Genomic DNA, 15,876 nt, shown 5'->3' on the forward strand with positions numbered 1-15,876 from the left:
CCCGATCACGGCCGGTCAACAACTGCACGTTCAATCAGGCGGTGACGCATCATGGACAACCCTTTTCAGATCATTACCGACGCTTTTGCGCCGCACTATCAAATCAACCTGAGCATTCAGGGCCTGGACGGCAGCATCATGCTGACCCTGTCCAAGAGCGGGCGCATCGTCGCCAAACGCATGATCAGCGCCCAGCAACGCAACGACCCGGAACGGCTCAAGCGCCTGGTGCAAAGCATTCAGTTCGGCATCGCCATCGAGCAGGGCCACAGCGCCGTGGCCATCCTCGAAGCCATGACCGGCGGCGACAACATCAAGCTGCCACCACCGCATGCACAGGGTGCGGCACCTTCTGCCGCCGGCCTTTAAATCTCACCTTTCTCCACTTCGGCATGTTCGCTGGAACCCGCGCCGACCTTGCGGTGCGGGTGCTCGATCTTCACCGAGGGGAACTGCGACGAAGCGTAGCGCACCACCAGGATCGAAAACGCCAGCAGCAGGATGCCACCGCACAGGTAAATGATCCCTAGGTCGGGCGGGCTGTGGTGGGAAACGTTGGAAATCAGCAAGCGCGTCAGTGCGGTGATCGCCACGTAGATCAGAAACCGTACCGGCATGTGGTTGGTCTTGAAGTAGATCCCGACCATCGCCCCCAATTCCAGGTAGATGAACAGCAGCAGGATGTCGTCGATCTTGATGTGCCCCGTCTCGAGCATCTGCAAGAACTCCATCACCGCCGCCCACGCGGTGACCGCACCGATGGCGAACAGCGCCAGGTAGTGGAAGGTCTCGACGAACAGGTTTCCCAGGGACTCGGCCAGTTGATGGACGTTCTGGCGCAGGTTCTCGGCCCAGTTTATTTTCACGATGTAGTTTCCTTAGGTCGGTTCGACCGGATGATGCGGGTTGGACGTGACGGTTGTTCTGCATGCAGAAAAAAGGCCAGCGACTGAGGGTGAGATGGCGATAGGCTGGTATCCGGCACTTTTGGGAGCTTCATGCGGCTTTGTCCCGAGCAAGCTTTGCTCCCAAAAGCTTCGCTCTCACATGCCGAAATCGGTCTACATTAAAAAGCCACTATCCAAAGCAACAGGATTCGCTTATTCTTTTGCCTGTATATAAATACAGTAGTCACAAAGACAAACCAATGTGAAGGCATGTGAGGTGGTGAATGGCCGTCGAAGTGGTATACCGCAGCAGCCGAGATCTGGAGCGCTTGTTCATGGATAAAGCCGAAGCTGACCGTCATGACAAAATGCTGGAGCTCGCCGAATTGCTGGCCGAAGTGTTGCAAAAAGCCGTTCCATCGCTGAGCGAGCAACAGGTCGAAGAAGCCGGGATCTACATGGCGAAGAATCGGGATGTGTTCGCCAAGGCTTTCAAGAGCCAGCCGGACGCCTTGTCCGAACTGCTCAACCCGTCGGACGAGTAACCCAAAAAGATCGCAGCCTTCTGCAGCTCCCGCATGGAATAACCGTGCAGGAGCTGCAGAAGGCTGCGATCTTTTTAGTAATAACGACGCGAATCTGATCGCCGACCTGCTGGAACAACCGGACAACGCCGCACGCCTGGATAACACCCGACGCCGGGTGATGCATTTGTGTGAATGCTTTCCGGTGTATCTGCTGAGGTAATGGCAGGATAAGGGCAGGACGCCTTACGCAAGAAATAAAGGCGAGCAAACTGTGGGAGCGAGCTTGCTCGCGATAGCGGTGTGACGGTCGATAAAGACGTTGAATGCACGGCCGCAATCGCGAGCTTGCTCGCTCCCACAATTGGATTTTCAGCGGTACAGCAGACGCTCCGCCAACTCATCGGCCACCCGGGCCGGTGAGCGCTTCTCCGCCTGGGCGTGGGCGAAGACTTCCGTGAGCCTGGCACCGATCTTCGACAAATGTGCGGTGATCGTCGACAGTTCTTCGCCGCGATGCTTCAGCGCGACATAGATCAGCCCACCGGAGTTGATTACATAGTCCGGCGCATAAAGAATCCCGCGCCTCTCCAACTGGTCGGCCACCTGCAGGCTGCTCAACTGATTGTGGGCCGAGCCGGCAACGGCCGAGCAGCGCAGTTGCGCCACGCTGTGGCTGTTGAGCACCCCGCCCAGGCCGCAGGGGGCGAGGATGTCGCAGGGGGTGCTGAGCAGCGCGTCGTTGGCGATCGGATGGGCGCCCAGTTGCTCCATGGCCAGTTGCACCTTGCCAGGGTCAATGTCACTGACCAGCAGTTCGGCACCCGCCGCGTGCAGTTGTTCGGCCAGGGCGTAACCGACATTGCCCAGGCCCTGGATCGCCACCCGCAGGCTTTCGAGGTTATCGCTGCCCAAACGGGCCATGGCGGTGGCACGGATGCCGGCAAAGACGCCCATTGCCGCGTGGGGCGCTGGGTCTCCCGAGGCTGTGGTGCTGGTGACATGGCGGGTCTGCTGGGCGATGCAATCCATGTCGGCCACCGACGTGCCGCTGTCGATGGCCGTGATGTAGCGCCCGTCCAATTGCTCGATACAACGACCAAAGGCTTCGAACAGTGCCGCCCGACTCTCGACATGGGCCGGACGCATGATCACCGCGACCCCGCCGCCCACGGGCAAGCCGGCCAGCGCCGCCTTGTAGCTCATGCCTTGAGCCAGGCGCACGGCATCTGCCACGGCACTTTCGTCGTCGGGGTAGGCAAGATAACGACAGCCCCCCAGGGCAGGCCCGGGACGGCTGCAATGAATAGCAATCACCGCCTTCAACCCGGTCGTCGGGTCTACGCTTAGGTGCAGCGATTCAAGGCGGGAGCTTTGCATGAGAGCAAACATCGTAAGGCTCCCGAATCACTTTTGTTTGTTTCGCCAGTATAGGCGTGCAGTCGAAAATTGCTGGAGCACGCCGGAATAAGTCGCCAGGGCGGTCAGTCTTTTTTGGCATAACCTGTGACAGCGGCTGTTCGAGACTGGACGAAAATCCATGGCAGGGCTAAAACGGGAGCATAGCCCGGAGAGTTCGATGAAACCGCGCCAAGCCTTTTTTGATTGTCTGCACCGCTCACCACCAGCGCTGTTCGAAGCGGCGTTGTGGATCGCTGCCGAACATGATCGCGACGTCGACGTCCCGGCCTTGCTGAAGGATTTCAAGGAGCTGCAACAGCGGGTCAGCCATGGCCTGCCGATGCTGCCTGTCAGCGAGCTGGGCCAGCCCTTGTTGCGACGGCTCAATGACCTGGGTTTCGCCCAAGACGACTTCACCCCCTTGCGACCGCGCGCGGCGTTGCTGGACCAAGTCCTGGCACGCAAGCGCGGGCAGCCCCTGGCCCTCGGGCTGATTGCCCTGGAACTGGCCCGTGGCCTGGAAATTCCGATGGTCGGTGTCAATTTCCCCGGACATTTCCTGTTGAAGGTGCCCGGCGCCGATCACCTGCTCGATCCGTGCGGTGGGCGCCGGTTGTACCCCAATGATTGCCGGGAACTGCTACAGCGCCAATACGGCGCGAACATGCTGCTCAAGGCGGAACACCTGGTCAACGCCGAGCCGATGCAGATGCTGCAGCGCCTGTCGCGCAACCTGCGCCAACTGCATCTGGCGAACGACGATTACATCGCGGCCCTGATCGACGCCGAACGGGTGCTGGAACTGGGCAACGCCAGCGCCGCCGATTACCTGGCCCGCGCCAGCCTGTATCAGCGACTCGATTGCCCCAACGCCGAACGCTTCGACCTGGAGCATGCCCTGATGCTCAGCGACGATCCGATCCAGCGAATCCGGCTGACGGAGCGGCTGGGGCATTTGCCGCCGAATTCGGTGGTGCATTGAGCGGTGGCAGGCATACAGATTCAGGTTGCTTGCTCGCGATAGCGATGCAACGGCCTACATCAATATCAAGCCGGGGTATCCGGCTGCCTCGCCGGATGCGCCTGTTGGAACGCTGGATGCCCAGCCGCCAATGCCGCCACGCGACGGATCCGTGGATACCCCTGCAAGGAAACATTGAACCGCTCGGCAGCGTACAACTGCGGGATCAAGAACACATCCGCCAACCCCGGCAGCGCGCCGAAGCAGTAGCCGTCGTCGCCAATCAACTGCTCCACCGCCGCCAGGCCCTGGCTGATCCAATGCCCGATCCACTGCGTCACCTGCGCTTCATCGTGGCCCCACTGCCGCAGCTGGTTGAGCACGCTGACGTTGTGCAGGGGATGAATGTCGCAACCGATCAATGCGGCGACCCCACGCTCGTGGGCGCGCACCGCCAGGTCGGCACTGAGCAGCGGCACCTGGGGATAACGCTCCTCCAGGTATTCGATGATGGCCGGCGATTGCACCAGCAACGCGCCCTCATCGGTACGCAGCGCCGGCACACGGCCCTGGGGGTTGATCGCCAGGTAGGCCGGCTGGCGATGCTCGCCCCCAGGCGCAGCGATCAGGTTGACGGGCAAGGCCTGGTAATCCAGGCCCTTGAGCGCCAACGCAATGCGCACCCGATAGGACGAGGTGGAGCGGTAGTAGGTATAGAGTTCCATGCGCTCCCCCCTCAACGCGCCGGCAGGATCTTGCCCCGGCACTCGCCGAAACCGATGGAGGCGAAACCCTCGCGGCGGCAACGGGCCCGCAAGATGATTTCGTCACCGTCCTCGAGGAATCGGCGCACTTCGCCAGACGCCAGTTCGATCGGTTTCTTGCCGCCTTCGGTGATTTCCAGCAGGCTGCCGAATTGATGGTTTTCAGGCCCCGACAAGGTACCCGAGCCAAACAGGTCACCGGCCTGCAACTGGCAGCCGTTGACGCTGTGGTGCGCGACCATTTGCGCCACGGTCCAGTACATGTACTGGGTGTTGCTCAGCGTCAGGCGCTGGGCCGGCAGGTTCTGCTCGACCATCGCCTCTGTCAGCAACAGGACTTCCAGCTCGATATCGAAGGCACCGCCGGCCTGATCACGCGTGTCCAGCAGATACGGCAGCGGCTGCGGATCGCCTTGCGGACGCTCCGGTTGCGGGCGGCGGAACGGCTCCAGGGCCTCGGCCGTCACCACCCACGGCGAAATGCTGGTCAGGAAACTCTTCGACAGAAACGGCCCCAGGGGTTGGTATTCCCAGGCCTGGATATCCCGGGCCGACCAGTCGTTGAGCAGGCAGAACCCGCCAATGTGCTCGGCGGCATCGCCAATGGGGATTGGTTCGCCCAGCGCATTGCCCTTGCCGATCCAGATGCCCAGCTCCAGCTCATAGTCCAGCCGCGCGCACGGGCCGAAGGTCGGCTCGGTCTGGCCGGCCGGCAGGGTCTGGCCCTTGGGACGGCGCACGTCGGTGCCGGACGGGCGAATGGTCGAAGCGCGACCGTGGTAACCGATGGGCACGTATTTGTAGTTGGGTAGCAATGGATTGTCGGGGCGAAACAGCTTGCCGACATTCTGCGCGTGTTCGATACCCACGTAGAAATCGGTGTAGTCGTTGATCCTGGCCGGCAGGTGCATCTGGCAGTCGGCGGCGAGGAGCAGCAGCTTCGCCTCCAGGGCTTCCACTTGGCCACGCAACGGACTGTCTTCGCGCAACAGCTCCAGCAGTCGTTCACGCAGGGCAACCCGGGCGCTGCGGCCCAGGTCGAAAAAACCATTCAACTGGCCGCCGGCCATGGCTTCGACGGCTTGTTGCGCCGCGCCGTCAAACAAGCCCGCGTGCAGCGCCGCCTGCAGATCGAAAATCCGCTCGCCAATCGCCACGCCGCTGCGCAAGGCACCGCCATTGACGCTGAAGACACCCAATGGCAGGTTCTGCAACGGGAAGTCGGCGTGGCCGTTGGCACTGGCGACCCAGCTACGGGCAGGGGAAAGTTGAGTCATGGGTTATCTCCGGGTCGGGTCGAACGTGACAGGCAGCGAGGCCCAACATGCATCGTAGTCGGTTTGCAGTTGCGGGCAGTCCAGGGCGAAACGGCTTGGGCGCAAGACCTGGCTGGTCTCGAACATGAAGGCCATGGTGTTGTCGATTTTCGCCGGCTGAAGATCAGCGTTGATCGCCTTGGTACAGGTCTCGCCGTCCGGGCCATGGGCGCTCATGCAGCTGTGCAAGGATGCACCACCCGGCAGGAAACCTTCGGCCTTGGCATCGTAGGCTCCCTGGATCAGGCCCATGAATTCGTTCATCAGGTTGCGGTGGAACCACGGCGGACGGAAGGTGTTTTCCGCCACCATCCAACGGGGCGGGAAAATCACGAAGTCGAGATTGGCCAAGCCGTGGACACTGGTGGGCGAGGTCAGCACGGTGAAGATCGACGGATCCGGGTGATCGAAGCTGACCGTGCCAATCGTGTTGAAGCGACGCAGGTCATATTTGTACGGCACGTTGTTGCCGTGCCAGGCCACCACGTCAAGAGGCGAATGATCCAGCTCGCAACCCCACAACTCACCGAGGAATTTCTGCACCAGGGTGGTCGGTTGCACGAGGTTCTCGTAATGGGCGACCGGCGTCAGGAAGTCCCGCGGGTTCGCCAGGCCGTTGCTGCCGATGGGCCCCAGGTCCGGCAGGCGCAGCGGCGCGCCATGGTTTTCGGCGAGGTAACCACGGGCCTGCGGGTCGAGCAGTTCAACGCGAAATTTCAGCCCCCGAGGCAGCACGGCGATTTCCAGCGGCGCCAGTTCCAGCACGCCCAGTTCGGTGGCGATCCGCAGCCGTCCCAGTTGCGGCACGATCAACCACTCACCGTCGGCATTGAAAAACACCCGCTCCATGGATCGGTTGGCCCGGTAGTGATAAAGGCTGACGCCGGCCGGTTTTTCCGCACCGGCATTGGCCGCCATGCACACCAGCCCGTCGATGAAATCGGTGGGCTCGGCGGGAATGTCCAGCGGGTTCCAGCGCAGGCGATTGGGCGTGACCTCACCCAGCGGACCGCCCGCCAATTGCCGTTCGAGCTTGGTGAAGGCCGGGTGATTGGCCGACGGCCGGATGCGATACATCCAGGTGCGCCGAGCTTCGCCGCGGGCCATGGTGAACGCTGTGCCAGAGAACAACTCGGCGTAGAGACCGTACGGGGCTTTCTGCGGGGAGTTCTGGCCGATGGGCAAGGCGCCGGGCAAGGCTTCGCTGGCAAATTCGTTGCCCAAGCCTGACTGGTAAGCCAGGTCCGACGTGGTGGAATCGAGGTTCATGGAGCCTCCTGGGACTGCGGCCTGTCACTCAATGAAGTGGTTGAGGCGCACCGGGTTATTTTTATCGTAATTCAATTACGCATAACGTAATTTGCTCGACAGCGACCGTCAAGCTATAAAGACGCCCATTCGCCTCTGGACCCTGCGCCTCCATGGAAACCCCGCTCAGCAACGGTAAACAGAAAGTCCGCTCGGCCGAAGTCGGCACCGACATTCTCAAGGCCCTGGCCGAACTCTCCCCCTCCACATCACTGTCGCGCCTGGCCGAGCACGTGCAGATGCCGGCGAGCAAGGTCCATCGCTACTTGCAGGCCTTGATCGCCAGCGGGTTCGCCGAGCAGAACGCTGCCACCAACCACTACGGCCTGGGCCGCGAGGCCCTGCGCGTGGGCCTGGCCGCGTTGAACGGCATGGACGTGCTGCAAGTGGCCGCCCTGCCCCTGGCCGAGTTGCGCGATGACTTGAACGAAACCTGCTTCCTGGCGGTGTGGGGCAACCATGGCGCGACCGTGGTGCGTATCGAACCTGCCGTACGGGCCGTGACCGTGGTGACGCAACTGGGATCGGTGTTGCCGCTGCTCAGTTCGTCCACGGGGCTGGTGTTCAGCGCTTATCTGCCAGCGCGCGAGACGATCGGCCTGCGCGAGCAGGAAGTGCAAGGCACCGAGCACCACGCCCTGGCCGATGATCGCGCCTATGCCAGCCTGTGCGAGCAGATTCGCAGCCGTGGCCTGCACCATGTGCATGGCTTGCTGATGCCGGGCGTGGACGCCTTGTCCGCCCCGGTCTTCAATGCGGTCGGCGAGGTGAAGGCCGTGATGACCATCGTCGGCCCGACCTCGCTGTTCCATGCCGACGAAAACGGCCCGGCGGCGCAACGACTGTTGGCGGCAACCCGGGCCGTGAGTTGGCGGATGGGATATGAGGCGGGTCCAGGATCAGCCCAGGAAATCCGGGACAATCCTGATCACTAGATCATTGAGATGCGGGGTGATCAGTTGCGGATGGAGGTGACGCTCCTCCCCGCTGAAGCCGACGGTATAAATACCTTGGTGGCTGCCCTTCGAATGGAAGGGAATCACATCGTTCTTGAAATGGCCCAGTAGATACTCAACCAGCCGCTCGGAAGACAACACCATGCGCCTGCCGGGGCCATGGTCAATAAAGCTGGTCACGTATACGCCCTCCGGATAGATGTTGGGCGCATGAACTTTCAAGGCACCGCGCACATCCTCGGCGGTCAATGGCCTGAGGGGACGCGGGGATAAATCGATTGCAGGTTTTTCCGTCAAACTTGCAACGACGTCTATGACGATTTTTTCAAAGGCGATCAAGTCCAGCGTCTTTAGCCGGTCTTCGGCAGCAAAGGAATAACGCCTGCTGAACACATTACTGATTCCTTGCGTGTAGGTTGGGGGGCTTTGCTTTTCAACCCAGGCCAGCGTTTCCTCGAATAACGTTCGAGAAGTTCCTGTTTCGAGCGTGGGGAAGTCCATCAACGTATTCACATAGGCAGTGAATGGGTTGACGCCCAATGGTTCCAGGTAATGATCCAATAGCACTTGCACGGCAAAATCCACGCGGGTGTTTTTCAGTGCTGGAAGTCTTTCGGAGTGAGAAGAAAACAACGGGGTATTCATAAGACATCCTTGTCATTTCATGGACTCGAACTTCCTGTTCGAGCCGTTATGGGGTGTGCGCCTGATGCGACAACATGGCATCTGGTCAACTTAAGCGGCAACTTAAAAGTTGAACTTAAGTCGGGCCGTTATACACAGGCCAGCGCCCGACTGTAAAAAAGCAAGTGTAAGCGAGCGTGAAGTTTCAACTCATTGCAGCTAACCCATCACCCCCATGCCCTTGGCTTTTGCCACCGCCTGGGTACGTCGCTGCACACCCAACTTGCTGTGGATGCGACGCGCATGGGTTTTCACCGTGTGCAACGAGATGAACAACTGTTCGGCGATCTGTTGGTTTGAATGCCCTTGGGCAATCAGCTCCAGAACCTCCAACTCGCGATGACTGAGCAACGTCTCCTCGGCGGTGACGGGCGACTCGACCTGTTCTGCCGATTGCCCCCAGCGTAACAACTCGGGCTGGCGCAAGCCCAGTTCGCACAACGCTTGCTGGGCCCGCCAGCACGTGACTCGCTCGAGCCCCTCTCGCAACAGTGACCGGGCCTGGGCACGATCGCCGGACAACCAGACGACCTCCGTCAGCACCAGGTGCAGTTCGGTTTCCAGGCTATGCATTTCACCGTGCTGCGCCTGGGCGATCATGGCCTGCAGGCGCGCTTGTGGCGCCTGTGCCCGCTGCAAGTAGACCTCGGCCAGCACCAGCAGGTATTCAAGTCGCGCAATCAACTCCAGGGTCGCGGGAGGCGCGTGCTTGGCCTGGGGTCCGCGAAAATGCCGCAGGACGCGGGTCAAGGCTTCATGGGCCAGTTCCGCCCGCCCCTGTTGCAACCAGAACTGGCAGCTGGTTTGCAACAACACACCACGGTAGACGGTGTCGGGGATGTGCCGCTGCTGCATGACCCGCTCTGCATCGCGCAGGTGCATGAAGGCCTCGCCGTAGTCGCCCTGGTTGGCAGCCAGGCAGGCCTTGCCGAGGAAGCCATAGAGCACCTGTTTATCCTGGCTGTGCAGGCCCGTTTCCAAGCCCGTTTGAAAGTGCTCGGCGGCCCGTTCCTCAAAGCCCATGCGCAACGCCAGGCGCCCGCGCCGCAAGGCAATCCGTCCCAACAACGCTGAAAAGTCCTGGCCCGGTTTATCCAGCAGTGCCTGGACGGCGGCCAGCAAATGATCGGCCCGATGCGGCGCGCCGCGTTGCTCCAGGACCTGGGCGTGGTCCAGTTCCAGCAATCCTTCAAAGACCAGCGAACCCTGCGCACGCGCCAGGCATAACGCCTGGCGGTTGATCCATTGCGCCGAGGCCAGTTCGCCAGCCAGCAGCGCCTGCTGCGTCAGCCCCCCCAGGCACAGCACCCGTTGGGACCAGGCCTCGGGGTCCAGGCTGGCCTGGGCCTGGAGAAAATGTTCGCGCGCCGCTTCGCCATCGCCCGAGAGGTGCAGCAACCAGCCGCGCAAGACCAGCCACCTGGCCAGCACCTGTCGCTGCCGACAGGCCGAAGGCTGCGGCAGGAACCTGGCCAGTTGCTCGATGCACGTCGACGCCTCATCGAAGCGTCCGGCGAACAACAGCGCAGCGGTGACCAGCCCCACCGACTGCGGCGTATCAAGGGTCAGCGCTTCGCCTTGTTGATCGTGCAAGCTCAGCAACAGCACCGCGTTACGGCGCTGCAAGACGTGCTCGAAATTCAGATGCTGCAAAAAGCTGACGGCGGTCTCGAACTCCTCGGCCAACATGGCTTGCTCGAACGCCATTTGCCAGTCCTGCTCGGCGGCAAACCACTGACAGGCCCGTCGATGCCAGGAGCGCCCCTGGGACCAAGGCTCTTCACGCACCAACCGGGCCAGGGCCGGGAAGATTTGCAACCAATCCGAGGTCTGCTCCCACGGCTCGATGAAACACCCCAACTCCAGCAACAACGGCAGGCATTGGGCGCCCACCGTGTCGCCGAACAAGTGCTCGCACAGCCGGGCATTGAACCGCGGCAGATGCGCCAGCACGCGCCAGGCCTGTGCCAGGTCCGGGGTCAGCGTGCTGAACAGTTCGTACTCCAGGTAGTCGAGCAAGGTCCTCGGCCGCCCCGGTGTCGCATGACTGCGCGCCCATTCGCAGCGCTCAAGCAGGGTGATGCGCACCCCGGCACACCAGCCACCATTGCGCTGAATCACCTCGCGAGCCGTGCGGGCAGCCTGGGGGGCGGGCAGATGACGAAGCAGTGGCTGGACATCATCAGGGGTGAAGAACAATGCCTGCGGGTCAAACTCGTGCAGTTCGTCATCGAGCAACAGTCGCGGCCAGTTGCAGTGGGGGCGGCGGCGGCCATTCAACCACAGGTGCAACGCCGGGCTGCTGGTGTTCAATAAACGGTCGAGCAGTTGATCCAACTCGGGGTTCGGCACCCGGCAATAGTCGTCCAGGAATAACCAGGTGGGTGTTTGCAAACGTGCCAGATGGGCCAACAAACCCGCTTCATCCAGCACCGGCAGCCCGAGGGTCTGCGCCAGGTGCTCGCACATTTGCGCCGCACTCAACGCCACGCCCCCCAAGGGCAACCAATGCAGCCGACAGTCACTGGGCGCCTGCAGGAAGCACTCGGCGAACAACGCACTCTTGCCGCTGCCCGCCGGCGCGCAGAGCAATTTTACCCGCGCCTCGGAAGCCAGCAGCGGCTCGCTCAAGGACCGCCGCGGCAGATGCGTCGAGGACAGGCGAGGCAGCAATCCTGGACGGTCCGGACACGGAGTCATGGCGGTCATGTGAGTGATCCTGTTTATTGTTATCTCACCACCCTAGCCCTGTGTCGCCGACCTTTGGAGAAGTATTCAGCGCGCTGATTGGCGCCCATAAAAAAACGACCGGCAGAAGGGGCTGCCGGTCGTTCATGATCATTTCAAGTCAGACACAGTTTGTGGCGAGGGGATTTATCCCCTCGCCACAGTCATCTTTCCAGCCCTCAGTGCTTACCGAACCCCGGTCGAGCGCAGCGCCGCCGGCGTGTAGTCGGCTGCCCGGGCTTCGAAGCCGTACTCGTAGCTGTGTTTCTCTTCGTTCTTCATCCCCAGCGCGATGTAGCGGCCGGCGATGATGTCGTAGAGCGCCTCCAGGGTGTAGCCCGGGTTCTGATGGTCGTAGTAGAACTGGGCATGACCTTCGGCCACCCGCCACAGTTGACCGCGGCCGTCGTAGTGGTCCACCAGCGCCGCCTGCCAGCTGTCTTCGTCGAAGTACATGTGGCGTTTGGCGTAGATATGCCGCTCGCTGGGCTTGACCGTCCCGACCACTTCCCAGACCCGGTGCAGTTCATAGCGGGTCAGGTCCTGGTTGATGTGGCCGGCCTTGATCACGTCGTCGTACTTGAGGCTGGGCGAGTCGAGCTTGTAGCTGTTGTACGGGATGTACATTTCCTTTTTGCCGACCAGCTTCCAGTCGTAGCGGTCCGGCGCGCCGGAAAACAGGTCGAAGTTGTCGGAGGTGCGCAACCCGTCGGCGGCGGTGCCCGGCCCATCGTAGGCCACTTGCGGGGCACGACGCACACGGCGCTGGCCGGCGTTGTAGATCCAGGCCAGGCGTGGTTCCTTCACCTGGTCGAGGGTTTCATGCACCAGCAGCACGTTACCGGCCAGGCGTGCCGGGGCGGTGACCTCCTGCTTGAAATAGGTCAGTACGTTACTGGCCTTTTCCGGGTCGGCATCCTTGATCAGGAAGGGCACGGCGATTTCTTCTTCGAAGCGGATCGGCGTGAAGCTGCCATTGGTCTGTGGCGTGGCCTGGGTAATGATGCGTCGCAGATTGCCGCCGTGATAACGGGTGATGTGGTTCCATATGACTTCCACGCCGTTCTTGGGGATCGGGAAGGCGTAGTAGCGGTTGCCGGTGAAGTTGGACAAGCCGTTACCGTCGTTGATGGACGTCACGTTGAGGGCGCTGCGCTTGGCCGACTCGTAGATTTCCGGCGGCAACGCGACGCTGCGATGGGTCGGGTAGACCGGGATCTTGTAGGTCTCCGGGTAGCGTTTGAACATCGCCACTTGCCCTTCGGAGAGTTTGTCCTTGTACTTGTCCACGGTCGCGGCAGTGATGGTGAACAGCGGTTTTTCATTGGCGAACGGGTCGGCCAAAAATCCCTTGCTGTCCACGGCCCCGGCGTTTTTCGCGATGCCACCGGTCCAGGCCGGGATCGAGCCATCGGCATTGCCGGCTTTTTCCGCGCCCAACGGCGTGAGGCTGGTGCCCAGTTTATTCGCTTCCTCCGGCGAAACCGCCGCCATCACGTTCGCCGCCAGCAGGCTCAAGGCCAGGGCACCGCATTGCAGGATCATCTTGCGCATTGGGTTTTCCTTGTCAGCCAGATCAGAAGTTCACACCGAAGCTCAGCGCGAGGAAATCGCGGTCTTCGAGAACGTTGTAATCGCCGCCAAAAAAGTCGGTGTAGCTCAAGCTGGCGGTGTAGGTGTTGCGGTAATCGGCATCGACACCAACGCTGATGGCCTTGGCACCTTCGTTGAACAGACCGTTGGGGCCATAGCCGGCCACGTCGTGGGACCAGGACACGTTGGGCTTGAAGTTCACCCCGCCGATCACGTTGGAGTAATCGAGGATCGCCCGGGCGCGATAGCCCCAGGACGTCGAGGTGACGAAACCATCGGTGTCGCCCTGGAAGCCGTATTGGCCATAGACCGAGTCACGGCCATAACGCAGCTTGTCCTTGGACTCCAGGCCACCGACATGCACCACCGCCGCTTCGCCGACCAGCGTCAGGCGATCAGCCCCCAGCACCTGATCGAAGAAGTGCGTCAGGGTGCTCTGTACCTGGGTCACTTCCTTGCGCCGGTAACCGGTGTTGTCGGCTCCCGGTGCGGTCGCGATGGGCGATGCCGCGCCACCGGCAATCGGATTGACCAGGGCCAGGGTCAGGTCGTTGGTATTGACCTGCACCGGCGCGTTGGGACGGTAGCTGATTTCCCCGGTCCAGGCGGTGCCGGTGGGCAACGTCGTGGAGAAACTGGCGCCGTAAAGGCGGATGTCTTCCGGGTATTCAAGGTAGTACCCACCACGGCCCAGCATCACGCTTTGCGCCAGACCCGCACCGCTGCCAGGGGCCAGGCCGTTGGCGATCGCGACCATTCCCGGCAACGCCGCCAGCGTCGAAAGCCCCGCCGTGGTGGTTCCGACGGTAGGCGTACGGCTGTGGTAGTTCATGAAGTACAGGCCGTACTCGGTGTCGTCGCCAAGCCAGCGCAACGCCGTGCCCCACTGGCCGGAATCGCGGGCGTCGCGGTCGCCGCCACGGGGAATGATCACCCCTTCGCTGGACACCTGGATCCCCTGGCCGAATGCCTGGGTCAAGGGCACGAACGGCGCAATCGCCGGACTGCCCACGGTGTAGCCACTGGTGCAACCGTCGGCCACCACGTCGTTGCCGAAGAACGTGCCGCAGTTATCCACCACGGTCTGGTCCCACTCCAGCTGGTAGAAACCTTCGATGGTGAGCTTGTCGGTCAGGCCCTGGGAGGCGAACAGCATGTTCACCGGGATCAGGCCTTCCTTGATCTCCGCACCGGGGCGACGGAACGCGGACACGTCCACCGGGTTGATGCTGTTGATGGAGTTGCCGATGAAGGTGCTTTCCCCCCAGCTGACCACCTGCTTGCCGGCGCGCACGGTGCCCGGCAAATCGGCGATGGAATAGTTGTGATAGACAAAGGCATCGAGAATCTGTGCCCCCGAGGACTTGGCGCCTTCCTTGCGATTGCTGTCGCTGATGTCCTTGAACTCGCGGCCCTCATCCTTGAGTTCAAAGTCGTACCAGTACTTGCCACGCACGAACACACCGGTATCGCCGTACTTGAGCTCGAGGTCGTGCAGGCCCTTGAAGATTTTGGAAAAGGTCTCGCCTTTCTTGAAATTCAGCCGTCCGTCATCACCGGTGGAGGATTGGCCCCGCCCGCCGTTGACCGTGCCGACCAGATCCTTGTCGGCATCGCGCATGCCCCAGCTCGCGCCCACGGACAGCGAGGAATCGAACTGACCCTCGATCTCGCCAATGTTGAATGAAACGGCCTGCGCCTGGGCACAGCAACCCAAGGCCACCGCGACGGCCAGCGCCTGCGGCTTGAAGATGGCGCGCATTGTTATTGTTGTCATGCGTCTTCCCCGGTGAGTGACAGAGGCTTCACCCTACTGCCGCACGCCATGGGCGATAAGCGCACCAAGGAGGTATTCGCGCTGTACCTCAAAAGGATTACAGCCCCTGCGGGACGGGCGTTTGCGCGCCCCATGGACGGACTGGATGATGGGCCATCAGCGCCACGCATATTCCTGCCCCGCCTGCGACTGTTACGCGCCCTGCAACGGTGCATGTCCGGATCCGGGCTGTTTCCCGTCGGGCTCGTTCCCTATGCTGGCCGGGCTTGCAGGGCAACGGGCCTGCAAGCGCAAGTCGCCATGGCTTTCCCTCCAGCCTGGCGCACCGTCATTCGGATGGATTGGTGCATCGGTCCATCATCCCGTGTTTATCGACGTTGGTTTGTAGCTCCTTTGCAACGTCACGCTTAGGCCGCTGCTTTTTGCAGCGGCCTTTTTTATGTGCGCCCAGCATGGGCGCAATCTTGTGGGTGAAAGTCCCGCCGTAAGCTGACCACAGCGAACGAAGTGAAGCGCAACTGCATGAGGGCGACCGAGTGTGGGGAGGAAGCGTGGATCGAAGCCATGAGCCGATGTACAAGAACCGGATAGAAGGCGAAGCCGATCAGGGCGAGCGGGCATAAAACCGCGAAGTTCTTGTGGTCAAGGATCAGGCTGCGTAAATCCGGCGGTTGTGTGGTGAAGGATTGCGTTCTTACCTGGGGAGATCTCGCCTTGTGCCTGAAAGGGCGACGGTGCAAGCCGGAGCGAGAAGTCAGCAGAGGCCGTAGTAGTCTTTTTTTTTTGACGAAGGGCCGAACGAGAGAAAGCGTTATAGGCCATGTTGATGCGAACGACCGGAAGTCAGATGCCTGCCAAACGCGGGGCGGATGTGAGGACGCGAGCGGTGAAACCGTGAGAAGCCCCATCAGCGACGAGGTCAATCGCCCGCAAGATGAATCCGACAACGCAGGGCAAGGGCTGCTGGATCGGGCCTTT

The 15,876-nt window shown here is 61.6% G+C and carries 13 protein-coding genes; 4 read left to right on the top strand and 9 right to left on the bottom strand.

Going from position 1 to position 15,876, the window contains the following annotated elements:
* Positions 1-51 precede the first annotated feature (51 nt).
* Entirely contained in the window at positions 52-369 is a 318-nt protein-coding gene (locus BM317_RS26485; RefSeq protein WP_060740718.1) for a DUF3509 domain-containing protein, read from the top strand.
* Here the strand turns inward: BM317_RS26485 and BM317_RS26490 are convergent.
* Positions 366-866 carry a phosphate-starvation-inducible protein PsiE gene (locus tag BM317_RS26490; protein WP_092166131.1) on the bottom strand — a complete coding sequence of 167 codons (501 nt, stop codon included), beginning with the start codon at positions 864-866 and terminating at the stop codon, positions 366-368. The two genes, BM317_RS26485 and BM317_RS26490, sit on opposite strands and share 4 nt — an antisense overlap.
* Positions 867-1,171: 305 nt before the next feature.
* Between BM317_RS26490 and BM317_RS26495 the strand changes: the two genes are divergently transcribed.
* Positions 1,172-1,432, top strand: coding sequence for a YebG family protein (locus BM317_RS26495; RefSeq protein WP_003205410.1), 261 nt, complete (start codon positions 1,172-1,174; stop codon positions 1,430-1,432).
* Between the two features lie 351 nt (positions 1,433-1,783).
* Here the strand turns inward: BM317_RS26495 and BM317_RS26505 are convergent, their stop codons facing one another.
* Positions 1,784-2,803, bottom strand: coding sequence for a Glu/Leu/Phe/Val dehydrogenase family protein (locus BM317_RS26505; RefSeq protein ID WP_060740711.1), 1,020 nt, complete (start codon positions 2,801-2,803; stop codon positions 1,784-1,786).
* Positions 2,804-2,990: 187 nt separating this feature from the next.
* Between BM317_RS26505 and BM317_RS26510 the strand changes: the two genes are divergently transcribed.
* A complete protein-coding gene (locus BM317_RS26510) occupies positions 2,991-3,794 on the top strand; it encodes a SirB1 family protein (protein WP_060740710.1) in 804 nt (267 codons plus the stop codon).
* Positions 3,795-3,859: 65 nt separating this feature from the next.
* Here BM317_RS26510 and maiA read toward each other — a convergent pair whose 3' ends face one another.
* From maiA to hmgA, 3 genes are read right to left on the bottom strand one after another with little or no spacing between them, the layout of a single operon-like run.
* A complete protein-coding gene (gene maiA / locus BM317_RS26515) occupies positions 3,860-4,498 on the bottom strand; it encodes a maleylacetoacetate isomerase (RefSeq protein ID WP_092166127.1) in 639 nt (212 codons plus the stop codon).
* 11 nt (positions 4,499-4,509) lie between these two features.
* A complete protein-coding gene (gene fahA, locus BM317_RS26520; RefSeq protein WP_092476862.1) occupies positions 4,510-5,814 on the bottom strand; it encodes a fumarylacetoacetase in 1,305 nt (434 codons plus the stop codon).
* A 3-nt stretch (positions 5,815-5,817) separates the two neighbouring features.
* A complete protein-coding gene (hmgA, locus tag BM317_RS26525; protein ID WP_092476864.1) occupies positions 5,818-7,122 on the bottom strand; it encodes a homogentisate 1,2-dioxygenase in 1,305 nt (434 codons plus the stop codon).
* Between the two features lie 152 nt (positions 7,123-7,274).
* Between hmgA and BM317_RS26530 the strand changes: the two genes are divergently transcribed.
* Entirely contained in the window at positions 7,275-8,096 is an 822-nt protein-coding gene (locus tag BM317_RS26530; protein ID WP_092166121.1) for an IclR family transcriptional regulator, read from the top strand.
* Here the strand turns inward: BM317_RS26530 and BM317_RS26535 are convergent.
* The 4 genes from BM317_RS26535 to BM317_RS26550 all read right to left on the bottom strand — a co-directional run bounded on the left by BM317_RS26535 (position 8,061) and on the right by BM317_RS26550 (position 14,898).
* A complete protein-coding gene (locus BM317_RS26535) occupies positions 8,061-8,762 on the bottom strand; it encodes a hypothetical protein (protein ID WP_092476866.1) in 702 nt (233 codons plus the stop codon). The genes BM317_RS26530 and BM317_RS26535 overlap by 36 nt on opposite strands.
* Positions 8,763-8,960: 198 nt before the next feature.
* Positions 8,961-11,510, bottom strand: coding sequence for a helix-turn-helix transcriptional regulator (locus BM317_RS26540; protein WP_092166117.1), 2,550 nt, complete (start codon positions 11,508-11,510; stop codon positions 8,961-8,963).
* Positions 11,511-11,714: 204 nt separating this feature from the next.
* Positions 11,715-13,082: a DUF1329 domain-containing protein gene (locus BM317_RS26545; RefSeq protein WP_092166115.1), complete on the bottom strand. Its 1,368-nt coding sequence runs from the start codon at positions 13,080-13,082 to the stop codon at positions 11,715-11,717.
* Positions 13,083-13,104: 22 nt separating this feature from the next.
* A complete protein-coding gene (locus BM317_RS26550; RefSeq protein WP_092166114.1) occupies positions 13,105-14,898 on the bottom strand; it encodes a DUF1302 domain-containing protein in 1,794 nt (597 codons plus the stop codon).
* Between the last annotated feature and the right edge of the window lie 978 nt (positions 14,899-15,876).

The organism is Pseudomonas sp. NFACC24-1 (genome assembly GCF_900115235.1).
GTDB classification, from domain to species: Bacteria; Pseudomonadota; Gammaproteobacteria; order Pseudomonadales; family Pseudomonadaceae; genus Aquipseudomonas; species Aquipseudomonas fluorescens_AA.

Coding starts and splice junctions, on each gene's coding strand:
- BM317_RS26540 (WP_092166117.1), bottom strand. CDS start 11,510: ATGACCGCCATGACTCCGTGTCCGGACCGTCCAGGATTGCTGCCTCGC.
- hmgA (WP_092476864.1), bottom strand. CDS start 7,122: ATGAACCTCGATTCCACCACGTCGGACCTGGCTTACCAGTCAGGCTTG.
- BM317_RS26550 (WP_092166114.1), bottom strand. CDS start 14,898: ATGACAACAATAACAATGCGCGCCATCTTCAAGCCGCAGGCGCTGGCC.
- maiA (WP_092166127.1), bottom strand. CDS start 4,498: ATGGAACTCTATACCTACTACCGCTCCACCTCGTCCTATCGGGTGCGC.
- BM317_RS26530 (WP_092166121.1), top strand. CDS start 7,275: ATGGAAACCCCGCTCAGCAACGGTAAACAGAAAGTCCGCTCGGCCGAA.
- fahA (WP_092476862.1), bottom strand. CDS start 5,814: ATGACTCAACTTTCCCCTGCCCGTAGCTGGGTCGCCAGTGCCAACGGC.
- BM317_RS26485 (WP_060740718.1), top strand. CDS start 52: ATGGACAACCCTTTTCAGATCATTACCGACGCTTTTGCGCCGCACTAT.
- BM317_RS26495 (WP_003205410.1), top strand. CDS start 1,172: ATGGCCGTCGAAGTGGTATACCGCAGCAGCCGAGATCTGGAGCGCTTG.
- BM317_RS26505 (WP_060740711.1), bottom strand. CDS start 2,803: ATGTTTGCTCTCATGCAAAGCTCCCGCCTTGAATCGCTGCACCTAAGC.
- BM317_RS26510 (WP_060740710.1), top strand. CDS start 2,991: ATGAAACCGCGCCAAGCCTTTTTTGATTGTCTGCACCGCTCACCACCA.
- BM317_RS26545 (WP_092166115.1), bottom strand. CDS start 13,082: ATGCGCAAGATGATCCTGCAATGCGGTGCCCTGGCCTTGAGCCTGCTG.
- BM317_RS26535 (WP_092476866.1), bottom strand. CDS start 8,762: ATGAATACCCCGTTGTTTTCTTCTCACTCCGAAAGACTTCCAGCACTG.